10 protein-coding genes are annotated in these 12,017 nt (G+C 70.1%); 1 reads left to right on the top strand and 9 read right to left on the bottom strand.

The genetic code is table 11. The annotated features are described in order from the left end of the window. Positions 1-165: 165 nt before the first annotated feature. From VFW66_00560 to aroH, 7 genes are all read right to left on the bottom strand, one after another. Positions 166-1,395 (bottom strand): glycine C-acetyltransferase, encoded by a 1,230-nt coding sequence (locus VFW66_00560; protein HEX5385168.1) that lies wholly within the window; start codon positions 1,393-1,395, stop codon positions 166-168. Further along, positions 1,392-2,432 carry an L-threonine 3-dehydrogenase gene (tdh, locus tag VFW66_00555; GenBank protein ID HEX5385167.1) on the bottom strand — a complete coding sequence of 347 codons (1,041 nt, stop codon included), beginning with the start codon at positions 2,430-2,432 and terminating at the stop codon, positions 1,392-1,394. The genes VFW66_00560 and tdh overlap by 4 nt, the downstream gene beginning before the upstream one ends. Before the next feature lie 31 nt (positions 2,433-2,463). Continuing rightward, entirely contained in the window at positions 2,464-4,017 is a 1,554-nt protein-coding gene (locus VFW66_00550) for a glycosyltransferase family 39 protein (protein HEX5385166.1), read from the bottom strand. A gap of 189 nt (positions 4,018-4,206) precedes the next feature. Beyond that, positions 4,207-7,176, bottom strand: coding sequence for a formate dehydrogenase subunit alpha (gene fdhF, locus VFW66_00545; protein ID HEX5385165.1), 2,970 nt, complete (start codon positions 7,174-7,176; stop codon positions 4,207-4,209). A 69-nt stretch (positions 7,177-7,245) separates the two neighbouring features. Beyond that, positions 7,246-8,133, bottom strand: coding sequence for a hypothetical protein (locus VFW66_00540; GenBank protein ID HEX5385164.1), 888 nt, complete (start codon positions 8,131-8,133; stop codon positions 7,246-7,248). 172 nt (positions 8,134-8,305) lie between these two features. Then, on the bottom strand, positions 8,306-9,460 hold the full coding sequence (locus tag VFW66_00535; protein HEX5385163.1) for a class I SAM-dependent rRNA methyltransferase: 1,155 nt from the start codon (positions 9,458-9,460) through the stop codon (positions 8,306-8,308). Next, on the bottom strand, positions 9,457-9,834 hold the full coding sequence (aroH, locus tag VFW66_00530) for a chorismate mutase (protein HEX5385162.1): 378 nt from the start codon (positions 9,832-9,834) through the stop codon (positions 9,457-9,459). The genes VFW66_00535 and aroH overlap by 4 nt, the downstream gene beginning before the upstream one ends. Between aroH and thiE the strand changes: the two genes are divergently transcribed. Beyond that, positions 9,833-10,471, top strand: coding sequence for a thiamine phosphate synthase (gene thiE / locus VFW66_00525; protein HEX5385161.1), 639 nt, complete (start codon positions 9,833-9,835; stop codon positions 10,469-10,471). The genes aroH and thiE overlap by 2 nt on opposite strands. Positions 10,472-10,523: 52 nt before the next feature. Here thiE and mltG read toward each other — a convergent pair whose 3' ends face one another. Then, on the bottom strand, positions 10,524-11,564 hold the full coding sequence (gene mltG / locus VFW66_00520) for an endolytic transglycosylase MltG (GenBank protein HEX5385160.1): 1,041 nt from the start codon (positions 11,562-11,564) through the stop codon (positions 10,524-10,526). Continuing rightward, positions 11,554-12,009 carry a Holliday junction resolvase RuvX gene (gene ruvX, locus VFW66_00515; GenBank protein ID HEX5385159.1) on the bottom strand — a complete coding sequence of 152 codons (456 nt, stop codon included), beginning with the start codon at positions 12,007-12,009 and terminating at the stop codon, positions 11,554-11,556. Before ruvX ends, mltG begins: the two co-directional genes overlap by 11 nt. Positions 12,010-12,017 lie beyond the last annotated feature (8 nt).

Below are 12,017 nucleotides of genomic sequence, written 5' to 3'. Positions count from 1 at the left end.
ACCTTCTATTCCGACAACAGTTAGGCAGCTGATACGAGGAGTCGGTCGCGGCGGCCGCCGGCGGGGGGCCGGCGCGCCGGGCCGGGACGCCGGCCGAGCGCGACCAAAGTTGCACCCCGGAAGTGCAAGGAGTGGGCCCTTTGCGCCGCGATTCGGCGCAATGGGTCAGATCAGCTTGAGGCGGCGGCCGACGGTGCGGAAGGCGTCGAGGGCCCGGTCGAGGTGCTCGCGGGTGTGCGCCGCGGATATCTGGCAGCGCACCCGGGCCTGGCCCTGCGGTACCACGGGAAAGCCGAAGCCGGTCACGAAGACGCCCTCGCGCAGCAACTCCTCGCTCAGCCGGATGGCGAACGCGGTCTCGCCCACGATCACGGGGATGATCGGCGTTTCGCCGGCGAGCGGCCGGAACCCGAGCGCGGCGAGCGCATCACGGAAGTAGCGCGCGTTCTCGCGCAACAGGGCCACTCGCGCGGGGTTGGCCTCGAGATACTCGATGCTGGCGAGCGCGCTCCCCGCCACGGTGGGTGGGAGCGCATTGGAGAAGAGCTGTGGCCGGGCGCGCTGGGTGAGGTAGTCGCAGACCGGGGCCGACGCGGCGACGAATCCGCCGGCGGCGCCCCCGAGTGCCTTGCCGAGCGTAGACGTGATGATGTCGACCTGGCCCACGACGCCGAAATGTTCCGCGGTACCGCGCCCATGCGTACCGAGGACGCCCGTCGCGTGCGAATCGTCCACGACGAGCACGGCGTCGCGCCGCCGGCAAAGCTCGAGCAGGTCGGGGAGCGGGGCGATCGCACCCTCCATCGAGAAGACGCCGTCGGTGATCACCATGCGGACGCGGCGGTCGCGGGCGGCGCGGAGCTTCTCCTCGAGGTCGCTCAGGTCGGCGTGGCGATATACGGCGGTCTGGCACTTCGCGATGGCCTTGGCGAGGCGCCCGGCGTCGATGATCGATGCGTGGTTCAGCTGGTCGCTCAGGACGATGTCGTCTTCGCCGAGCAGGGTGGCGGGCACGGCCTCGTTGGCGTTCCATGCGCTCACGAAGCTGAGCGACGCCTCGGTCCCGACGAGCCGAGCGCAGGCCGTCTCGAGCGCGCGATGCACCGTGAAGGTGCCGCAGATGAAGCGGACCGATGCGGTGCCCGCGCCAAACCGGTCGAGCGCAGCTTTGCCCCCAGCGACAACCTCGGGCTGATCGCAGAGACCCAGATAGTTGTTGGACGAGAGGATAAGCACGTCCCCGCGGCCTTCCATGCGCACGACCGGACCCTGCGGGCCGTCGAGGTAGTTGAGCCGCTTGTACACGCCGTCGCGGGCGAACTGCTCGAGCTCTGCCGCGATGCGGCGCTCGAACGCTCCCGGGCCGGTTGCCGCGCCGGCGGCCGGCCCCGTCATCGCGCCACCTCCAGGATCACCTTGCCCGCCTTGCCCTCGTCGATTACGCGGATTGCGTCGGCGATGCAGTCGAGCGGGAAGCGGTGCGTGATCACGGGACGCGGATCGAGCTGGCCGGCACCGAGGAACCGGCGCATCTGGTGCCAGGTCTGGTACATCTTGCGTCCGGTGACGCCGTAAAGGGTGAGACCGCGAAAGATCACGTCGCGCGCAAAGTCGACTTCGGTGGGCCGGCTCGGGGTCCCGAGAAGATTCACCCGGCCGCCCAGGCGCGCCGCCGCGAACGCCTGCGCGTGGCCCGAGGGGTGGCCGCTCATTTCGCAGACCAGGTCGACACCATTTCCGGCTGTCAGCTCGCGCACCCGTGCGACGACGTCGGTCTCTGCCGGGTTCAATGTCACGTGGGCGCCCATCTGGTGCGCGATCTCGAGCCGGCGCGGATTGAAGTCGCTCGCCACCACGAGCGAAGCGCCGGCGGCGCGCGCCACGCCGACGGCGAAGCAGCCGATCGGCCCGCAGCCGAGCACGAGCACGGTCGCCCCCGCCACGGCCGTCTCGAGCACCGTATGGAAGGCGTTGCCCAGCGGGTCCATGATCGCGCCGATCTCGGTGGGGATCCCGTCGAGCGGAATCACGTTCGAGGCGGGCATCGCGATGTATTCGGCGAACGCGCCGTCGCGATCGACGCCGATGATCTGGGTGCGTTGGCAGAGATGGGCGTGCCCCGTGCGGCATTGCAGGCAGTGCCCACAGACGATGTGGCCTTCGGCGGTGACGAGATCGCCGGTGGCGAGGAGGCCGGCGGCGCGCGCTTCGGCGCCCAGCTCCACCAGCTCACCGGCAAATTCGTGCCCGATGACGAGCGGCGGCCGGAGGCGTCCGCTCGCCCACGAGTCCCACTTCCAGATGTGCAGGTCCGTGCCGCAGACGCCGGCGTGCCGGACCCGGATGAGCACGTCGTTCGGCCCGCAGGCCGGGACCGCCACATCCCGGAGCACGAGCCCCGGGCCGGCTGATTCCTTGATGAGCGCGCGCATGACGACTGCCGAAGAAGGCAGCGGAATATAGCTACTCCCGCAGGCGGTACACCTCGTAGCGGCCGATCACGGTCTCGAGCCGGTAGCGCCCGTTCAGGAAGCCGCGGAACCGCGGCAGGCTGTCGACGTACTCGCTCGAGGTGGCGCCGACGAGACGGTTGGCATCGCCGCGGACGACGAGGATATACGTGGGTGGTGCGGCGGAGAGCTCGGCGAGAAACGTCGCGCGGTAGCGGCGCCTGAGCGGGGTGTCCGGCTCGGCGACGAGCGGGAGATTGTGCCCGAACCTGGTGGGGGCCGGCAACCCGGCGAGGAAGTTGAGGACGGGCTGCGTGCCCCAGACGAGAAGGGTTTCGCCGGGCCGCGTATGCGCCCGGAGATACCCCAGCATCCGCTCGGAAGCCGCCTCGAAGCCATGATCGTCGTATTGGGGGAATCGCGCCAGATACTCGGCGCGTGTCGTGCGCCCCATCGCCATGCGGCGCCACGCGAGCACGTCGTGGAGCACGGCATACGCCGGCAGCCAGAGGATGACGAGCCCGGTGGAGACCGCGAGAAGCATCCCGCGGGACGATGGGGCGCGAGCCACCTCCCAGAGATCGGCGATGCCGATACCCGCGAGCAACGCGAGCGGCGGATAGATCGGAATCCAGTGATAGTCGTAGTACTTGCCCTGCGAGATGACGACACCGAGCGCGGCGAGCAGCCAGGTGCCGAGCGCGAGCGCTGCGGGCGGACGGGCTCGACCGAGGTGCCAGAAGCCGAGAACGACCGCCGGCAGCAGGATGGCAATGGTGCCTTTGGAGAAGAAAGTGAGAATGTGCGCGAGGTGACCGAAGGGACCGTTCTGGTCGAGCGCCGTATAGGTCGAGAGGTTGAATGCGACGACGGCGTCGTACAGCTCGTCCAGCGCACCGGCGCCGGCAAAGGCCACGATCGTCGCGGCGACAATCGCCGCGGCGGCCGCGGCGCAGGCGATGGCGGCGCGGGTACGGTGGGATGCCGCGCGATCGGCCGCGACGTAGATGAGCGGCACGAGGAGCAGCAGCCCGTAGGTCGGCTTGTCGAGGATAGCGAGGCCGACGACAAGGCCCGCCAGCGCGGCCGCGAGCGCCAGCCGGCGCGAGCGGCGCTCGGCCACCACATCGATGTCTGCGACTGCCGGGCGGCCGAGCAGCGGCGCAAAACCGAGCACGAGGAGCAAACTGGTCCAGCCATCGGCCTGGGCGGTATGCCAGTAGCCGAGAGCGGCGTAACGCAGCGCGAGCGCCAGGGCGCCGTAGGCGCCCGCGATCCTGCCGGCAAGGCGGCTCCCGATGTGATAGAGGGCGACCGCGCCGGCGAGCGCGAACGCCAGATCGAAAACGCGCGGGCCCCAGGTGTTGGCGCCGAACAGCCGCACCACCGCGGCATAGGCGTAATAGACGAAGGGACCCTTGCTGTCCCACGCGTCGCGATAGGGAAGTCCGCCGCGGGCGATCACGCTGCCCACCCACGCGAATACCCCTTGGTCGCGTCCGAGCGGCCAGGTGAGGGATGCCGCCGCCCAGATCGCCAGGAGCGCCGCCGCGCCGCCCCAGATCACGACGTGCAGCCGATCGGTGCGGATGCGATCGCCCAGTAGTCCACCTCAACTCGACAGGATTGCCGCCCGGCGCCGGATCGCTTTCGCAGCCGGAAATGCGCCGGCCGGCCATCGCCCACTCGGGCAACGGCCGGCCGTCATCGTAGCCGGGAGGAATCGAGGGGCGCGGTGACGTACGCCCCGAGCGCGCTACACCGCGGCGGCCACCCGATCGGCGGCGGCCGAGCGCGTCGCCCGGGCCGGCTCGACCCGGACGGCGCTCACCTTGAAGGATGCAATGCGCGCGTACGGATCGAGCTGCGGGTTGGTCAACAGGTTGGCGGCGGCCTCGCGGAAGTGCATCGGAATGAAGATCTGGCCGGGCGCCTGGCGATCGGAGATGCGCACGCCGATGAGGATCGAGCCGCGGCGAGAGGTGACGCGCACCGTGTCGCCCTCCTCGAGCTTGAGCTCGTCCGCGTCGTGGGGACTGATCTCGACCACCGGCACCGGCTCGCGCGAATCGAGGCCGGTGGAGCGGCGGGTCATGGTACCGGTATGCCAGTGATACATCTGCCGCCCGGTGTTGAGCACGAACGGATACTCGTCATCCGGCAATTCGTCGGGCGGGAGGTATTCGACGGGGACGAAGATCGCGCGCCCATCGTCGGTGGGGAACCGGTCGGAGAAGAGAAAGGCAGTGCCGAGCGACTCCTCATCCGGCACCGGATACTGCAATGCGCCGTGCTTGTGGAGCTTGTCGTAGCTCACGCCGCGCCACGATGGCGTGACCGAGGCGATTTCTCGCATGACCTGCTCGGGGGTGTCGAACGCGGTCGCGAGGCCCAGCCGCCGGCTCAGATCGATCAGAATGTCAAGGTCGCAGCGCGCGTCGCCCGGCGGCGGGAGCGCGGGCTCGAGCAACTGGATATGCCGGTCGGTGTTGACCGTGGTGCCGGCTTTCTCGGCGAACGAGGAGCCGGGCAGGATTACGTCGGCCCAGCGGGCGGTCTCGGTGAGGAACAGGTCCTGCACCGCGAGGAACTCGAGCCGCCGCACCCATTCCTCGGCATGCGCGATGTTGGGATCGGAGATGACCGGGTTCTCGCCCATGATGTACATGCCGCGGATCGGGCTGTCATCCTGCACGATTTCGGTCACCATCATGCCGTTCTTGAGCGACAGCGACTCCTCGGGCACGCCCCACGCGCGGGCGTATTCGGCGCGCACCTTGGGGTCGGCGACGGGGCGGTAGTCGGTATAGGCGTACGGGATGGCGCCCACGTCGCTCGCGCCCTGCACGTTATTCTGTCCCCGGATCGGGATCATCGCCGCGCCCCACCGGCCGATCATGCCACAGGCGAGCATCAGGTTGAGCAGGCTGGCGACGATGTCGGTACCAGTATTGTGCTGGGTGAGCCCCATGGCCCAGAGGGTGGACGTGTTGGGCCCGCGGGCGTAGAGCTCGGCCGCGCGGCGGATGGTGTCTGCCGGAATGCCGGTAATCCTGGCGGCGAGCTCCGGCGGATAGGGCCGCACCTTTTCCTTCACCGCAGAGAACTCCCGGGTCCGCTCGGCGATGAACGACTCGTTGGCGAGTCCGCTCGCGATGATGTGATTCAGCATCGCGTTGAACAACACCACGTCGGTGCCGGGCAGCATCTGCAGATGCACGTCGGCCAGCTCGGCCAGCTCGGTGCGGCGGACGTCGGCCACGATGAGCCGTGCCCCCTTGGCAACCGCGCGCTTGATGAGGGCGCCGAAGACCGGGTGGGTCTCGGTGGTGTTGGCGCCGGCGATCAGGATGACGTCGCACGCCTCCTCGATCTCGCGCATCGAACCGGACGCGGCGCCGGTATTGAGCGCGCGCCCCATGGCGGCAACCGACGACGAATGGCAGAGGCGGGTGCAGTGGTCGACGTTGTTGCTGCCGAAACCGGCGCGCACCATCCGCATGAAGGTGTAGTTGTCCTCGTTGGTGCACTTGGCCGACGAGAGCGCGGCGAGCGCGCCGGGGCCGTGCTCCCGCCTGATCCGGAGAAGCTCTTGAGCCGTGAGGCTCATCGCCTCCTCCCAACTGGCTTCGCGGAAGGCGCTGTACCAGCCGGCCGGGGTCGCCACGCGGTCGCGGACGTCGTACTCGTTCATCACCGGGAGCCCGGTGAGCGGCGGCTTCCCGATGCTGCGGAGCGGCGGCCGGGGCTTGGGCCGCTCGCCCGCCTGCTCGACGGTGCTCCAGGGGCCCTCGCGGTAGCGCGGCAATTCCCCCTGCCAGACCCATGCGCCGTCCTGCTGCACCCATCCCTTCCGGATGAGGGGCACGGTGAGCCGATCGCGATGCTGGGGGAAGTCATAGCCGAAGCGGCCCTTGACGCAGGTCGAGCCCTGGTTGGGCGTGCGCTCCTCGATCCACGGCGAGGTGACTCGGACGATCTCGTCGTCCTTCACGTGCAGGTTGATCTGACAGCCGACGCCGCAGTATGGACAGACCGAGCGCGCGACCTTGTCCGGATGGCGCACCGTTTCGGAGCCGAAGCGCTGCTTGGGGATGAACTCGAAGATGGCGCCGGTGGGACAGACCCTCACGCACTCGCCGCACCAGGTGCAGCCGGCGTGGTCGGGATCGCCGTCGCCGCCGACGATGATCTGGGCGTGCTCGCCCCGCTGGCCTACGTCGAGCACGCCGACCTCCTGGATATCCTCGCAGGCCCGCACGCACCGGGTGCAGAGAATACAGAGGCTCATGTCGTGCTGAATCATCACGTCGCCCGGGCGCTCGTCGCCGGCGCGGAGCGGCAGGTCGTGGTGCGTACGCACGGGCACGTCGTAGCGGACCACGTACTCCTCGAACTCGTTCCGGGGGTCGGCCCGGCCGCCGTTGCTCAGGTGTTCACCCGGGTAGCGCTCGAGCAGCAGGCCCAGCACGCCCCGCCGGCTCTCGACAACCGCGGGTGACTCGGTTTCCACGACCATGCCGTCCGCGGCCGCCGTGTAGCAGGCCGGGGTCAGCTTGTTCTGCCCTTGGACCGCGACGAGGCAGATCCGGCAGTTGGCGACGGTGGGGAGCTTGGGGTACCAGCAAAGTGTCGGGATATCGATGCCGGCGCCGCGGGCGGCGTCGAGAATGGTGGCGCCGGGCTCGAAGGAAACCGGCGTGCCGTTAATGGTCAGAGTCGGCATGACAACCGTCGAGAAGTGAAAGAACCCACTTCCGAGTTTAGGCGGGGTTCAAAGGTGTCGCAAGGACGCTCAGCCGGTAGCGAGGCCCGACGCTGGGGCGCGGGAGCCGGCGGCGGGAGCGGCGGCCGATCCGGCAGGGATCGGCGGTGGGCCGAGCACCACGCCGCGGGAGCCGCCGCGGCGGCGGGGCCGGCCGGCGGTTTCGCGGCCCCAACCGTCATAGAGGGAGACAAGGGCTTCGGGTGCCAGACCGCGGGTGCCTGGAATCAGGACATGGACGCCCTTGGGTCCGGTGCGACTCTGCAGTTCCGCCACGAGCCCGGCACGGGTGACCGGGTCCAACGCGCCCAGCGGAGCTGCATCGAGCACGACGAGCGCGGCATCGTCGGGGAGCGGCGGGAGCCAGGTCCCGAAGTCCACCACGAATGCGTCGAACTCGGCGGCGAGCGCCTCCTGCTCGAAGCGCGACTCGATGCGCTCGACGCTCGCGATCTCGCCGGCCATGAAGGTGATCGCCATCTCGTGGGCGGCCAGGAGGCAGGCGGCGGCCTCGCCGCCGGGGCCCACGACGATGGCGTGGTCTTCCGGCTCCACGCGCCGGAGCAGTGCGACGATGGGCGAATCGGGCTCGAGACCCCAGTGGGTGGGCTCGCGCTGCGCGTCACGAAGGCTCCGGACGTGTTCCTTCCACCGCCGATAGGGCTTGAGCTTGAGCCGCCGCTTGATGACCGCGTCCACCGACTCGAGCAGGAGCACCTCGGTCAGCACGAACTGGCCCTCGGATCCGCTCTGCAGCTCGCCCGCCACTTCCTCGCCGAGGCGCAACAGCTCGTGACGGGGAATGGAATTCTTGTAGCTCTCGATCCGCTGGAGGATGTATTCGTCGTACTGCTGCCGGAGGGATGGGCGTGGGCGGCGGCGCCGCTCGACGTGCAACGCTTCGGCGGCAGTCAGCATAGGGCAGGGCCAATGCTGCGTTCAGCGGCAATAGCAAGGGCGCTCGCGCCTGACCACACCATCGGGGCGTCCTTCGAGCGGGTACTCGGGCAACAATGAGCGAGGGGTGCGACGGGTGATCCAAGCTCATCACGGCGCCCCGTGCTGTCAACGTGCCGGGACTTCTTCGCGGTCAGAGCGCGCGCAGCACCGCAGCCTTGAGGTAGCCGGTCTCGGGGATGGTCAGCACTTCGGGATGATCGGTGCCCGGCCCGAGCAACGCCTGCAGCACGATGCGGCGGCCGCTGTCGCCCGCCGCTTCGGCCAGCATGCCGAGGAATTGGGCGCGGTGCACGTGGAAGGAGCACGAGGCGGTGAGCAGTACGCCGCCCGGCGCCAGTATGCGCACCGCGCGAAGGTTGATTTGGCGATAGCCGCGGAGCGCCGCAGGCACGGTGGCGCGCGACTTGGCGAAGGCCGGCGGGTCGAGCACGATCGTATCGAATCGCTCGCGGGCGCGCTCGAAAGCGCGGAGGAGCTCGAACGCGTCTCCCTCGCGCCACTCGATGTTGTCGAAGCCGTTGAGCGCCGCGTTCCGCCGCCCGCGCTCGAGCGCCTCGGCGCTCGCGTCGAGCGCCAGCACGGACGCCGAGCGCCGGGCGAGGTGGAGGGCGAACGAGCCGTGGTAGGCAAAGCAGTCGAGCGCGCGCCCGCCGGCCACGGCGAGCCGGCCGGCTTCGAGCCGGCTCGGCCGCTGGTCGAGAAAGGCGCCGGTCTTCTGGCCGGACCATGGGGCGACAAGGTAGCGGATGTCGCCCTCGCGCACCTCGATCGAATCGGGCACGGTCCCGAAGGCGAGCGCGGTCTCAGCGGGCAGCCGTTCGCGGCGGCGGACGGCGGCGTCGTGGCGGAGCAGGATCCCCTCGGGCGCGAGCACCTCGCGAAGTGCGGCGAGCACGTCGTCCCGCATGGTCTCGAGTCCGGCGGAGAGGAATTGGGCGACGAGCCAGCGGTCGTAGCGATCCACCACGAGCGACGGCAGCCCGTCGCCCTCGCCGTGCACCACGCGGTACGCGGTCGCGTCGATGTCCCCGCGTCGCGCGAGGCACTCGGCGATGCGGGCGCGCCACCACGCGGCGTCGACGGGCTGGTCGCCCCGCTCGAGCAGGCGGAGCCGGATCTCCGACGCGGGCGAGTAGAGAGCTTGCCCGATGGAGCGCCCGCGAGGATCGAGGACGCGTACGAGGCCGGGCTCAGCGGGCCCGTCCTCCACTTCGCTTCGATAGATCCAGGGATGGCCTCGGACCCAGCGTTCCGCGCCCCGGCTCGTGACGCGGGCCGTCGTCACGCGCGGTCGGGTCTCAGCACCGTGGCCCCGCGGAGATAGCAATGCTTGATTTCGGCCCGCGTGCGCATCGTGTACGCGTGCACCAGGAGCCGGACGCAGCGGGGGAGAGAGCCGGGGACGGGGATCTCGGTCGAGTGCAGCAGCGCCACGATGTTCCACCCGAAATCCTCTGCGGCGCGCGCGGGAAAGGCGGCGTCGAGGTCGCGGGTGACGGTGAAGAACGCGCTCACGATATCGTCGGGCCGGAGATCGTTGGCCGCGATGACGGCGCGGAGCAGCTCGTCGGTGGCATCGAGAATTTCCGCGGCGTCGTTGCGTTCGACGGTCGTGGCGCCACGGATGCCGTGAATGCGGGGGAGGGGGATCTCGGGCATGCGGCATAATCTAGCGTCGCTCGTGCGGCTCATGGCCGTGACCGACGATGCGCTGGTGGCCGGGCGGGATCTGGTGGCGCTCGCGCGCGCGGCGGAGCTCGGCGGGGCCACGACGCTGCAACTCCGGCTCAAATCGGCGTCGCCACGCGCGCTGGCCGACGCGGCCCGGGCGCTGGTGGCCGCGGTGGCCGTGCCCGTACTGGTGAACGATCGGCCGGACGTGGCGCTTGCAGCGGGGGCGGCGGGCGTGCATCTCGGGCCCGACGATCTGCCGGTGCCGCTCGCACGAAAGATTGCGCCGGCGGGGTTCATCATCGGCGCATCGGTGGGGACCGAATCAGAGGCGGCCGGAGCGGCCGGGGCCGATTACTGGGGCGTGGGTCCCTGGCGCACCACGAGCACGAAGGCGGATGCCGGTGCGGCACTCGGGCCTGACGGATTTCGGCGGATCGTGGCGCTCGCGGGCGGGCGGCCGTGCATCGCGATCGGTGGGGTGCGGCCGGCCGACATGCCGGCAATCCTGGCGAGCGGTGCCGCGGGGATCGCGGCCGCATCGGGCATTTTCGGGGCGGAGGATGTCGAGCGCGCCGCGCGCGCGTACGCAGCCCACGGCCGGGGCACGCACGTCGCGCGCTGATGCACGAAGTCGCGAGCGCCCCGCCAGTGATGCGCCAGCTGACCGGCTACGATCAGCGCGCGGAATCGACGCGCGGCGCTGCGCGCGCGAGCCGGCGCATGCGCGTCACGTTGCGGAGATGCTCGTCGTAGGTGCGGCTGAAGAGGTGGTGTCCGTCCGGCGTGGCGACGAAGTACAGATAAGGCACGTCGGCGGGATAGAGCGCGGCCTCGATGCTCGCCCGGCCCGGCGAGTTGACGGGGCCGGGCGGCAGGCCGCGGTAGAGATAGGTGTTGTACGGCGATTTGATCTGGTAGTCCTTCTCGTACAGCCGCGGCTTCCGATGCCCGGTCTCGAGCAGGATCGCGTACTGCACCGTGGGATCGGCCTGGAGGCCCATCCCGATGCGGAGGCGGTTCCTGTAGACGCCCGCGATGGTGGCACGCTCTTCATCGACCCGCGCCTCGCCCTCGACAATCGATGCCAGCGTCACGGCCTCGAGCTCGGTCATGCCGATGGTGTCGAGCCGCGCGGTCCAGGCAGGCCCCCAGTGCCGCTTGAAGTTTTCGGCGAGCAGCCGCACGAGCTCGCGGGCCGTGGCGCCGACCGGGAGCGAGTAGGTGTCGGGGCTCAGGAACCCTTCGAGCGACGGACCCGGTAGCCCGAGTGCGCGCACCTCGGCCGTGTCACGGGCGGCGGCCACCACGGAATCGGCCGGCAGGCCGAGCCGTCCGGCCGCGAGCGCCGCGAGGTCGGCGATGGTGAACCCTTCAGGCATGGTGAGCCGGGTCGTCGCGGTCCTGCCGGCTGCGAGCGCCGCGAGCACATCGGTGGCGGGAGCGCCGGGCCGGAACTCGTACACGCCCGCCTGCACGCTCCGATCAACCCCTTCGATCCGCGCGACCAGCTTGAACCAGAGCCGGCTCCGCACGATTCCGTGCGCGTGAAGCGAGTCCGCGACGGCGGCAAAGGAGGCGTTGGGGGGGATGGTGATCAGTTGCGGAGAACCGGAGGGGTGGGTGGTGCAGGACGTCAGGACGGTGAGGGCCGCAAAGGAGGCGGTAAGGGCGGTAGAGGCGGTACGGACCCGGCCACCGCCTTTTTTACCGCCCACCAGTCACCCCGGCGCGTCGATAATCCAGATACCCCTGCAACAACACAGCGGCCGCCAGCGCGTCCACTTTTCCCCTCTGCCCCCTGGCCGAGCTTCCCTGCTCCTTCATCACCGACAGCACGCGGGCCGTCGTGTGCCGTTCATCCCAATACGCCACCGTCAGCGCCGCGCGCCGGCCGATCAGCTCGCCGAGCGCGCGGGCCTCGGCGGCGGCGGGGCCCTCGTCGCCTTCAGGCGTAAGGGGGAGGCCGACCACGACGCCTACCGGTTGGCCAGCGCCGATCAACTCGAGGAGACGCGGCATCGGCACGCGCCGTCCGGGGCGGCGCACCAGCGTCTCCAGCGGAGAGGCGAGGATCTGGGACTCGTCGCTCTGGGCGAGCCCGATCCGCACCTCGCCCCAGTCGACGCCGAGAATGCGTCCGGTCGAGGGGATTGCGGCCATGGATGAAC

Source organism: Gemmatimonadales bacterium, from assembly GCA_036279355.1.
GTDB lineage: Bacteria > Gemmatimonadota > Gemmatimonadetes > Gemmatimonadales > GWC2-71-9 > DASQPE01.
This window is presented reverse-complemented; position numbering and strand designations above follow the sequence as displayed.

Coding starts and splice junctions, on each gene's coding strand:
- VFW66_00560 (HEX5385168.1), bottom strand. CDS start 1,395: ATGACGGGGCCGGCCGCCGGCGCGGCAACCGGCCCGGGAGCGTTCGAG.
- tdh (HEX5385167.1), bottom strand. CDS start 2,432: ATGCGCGCGCTCATCAAGGAATCAGCCGGCCCGGGGCTCGTGCTCCGG.
- fdhF (HEX5385165.1), bottom strand. CDS start 7,176: ATGCCGACTCTGACCATTAACGGCACGCCGGTTTCCTTCGAGCCCGGC.
- VFW66_00540 (HEX5385164.1), bottom strand. CDS start 8,133: ATGCTGACTGCCGCCGAAGCGTTGCACGTCGAGCGGCGCCGCCGCCCA.
- thiE (HEX5385161.1), top strand. CDS start 9,833: ATGCGGCATAATCTAGCGTCGCTCGTGCGGCTCATGGCCGTGACCGAC.
- aroH (HEX5385162.1), bottom strand. CDS start 9,834: ATGCCCGAGATCCCCCTCCCCCGCATTCACGGCATCCGTGGCGCCACG.
- ruvX (HEX5385159.1), bottom strand. CDS start 12,009: ATGGCCGCAATCCCCTCGACCGGACGCATTCTCGGCGTCGACTGGGGC.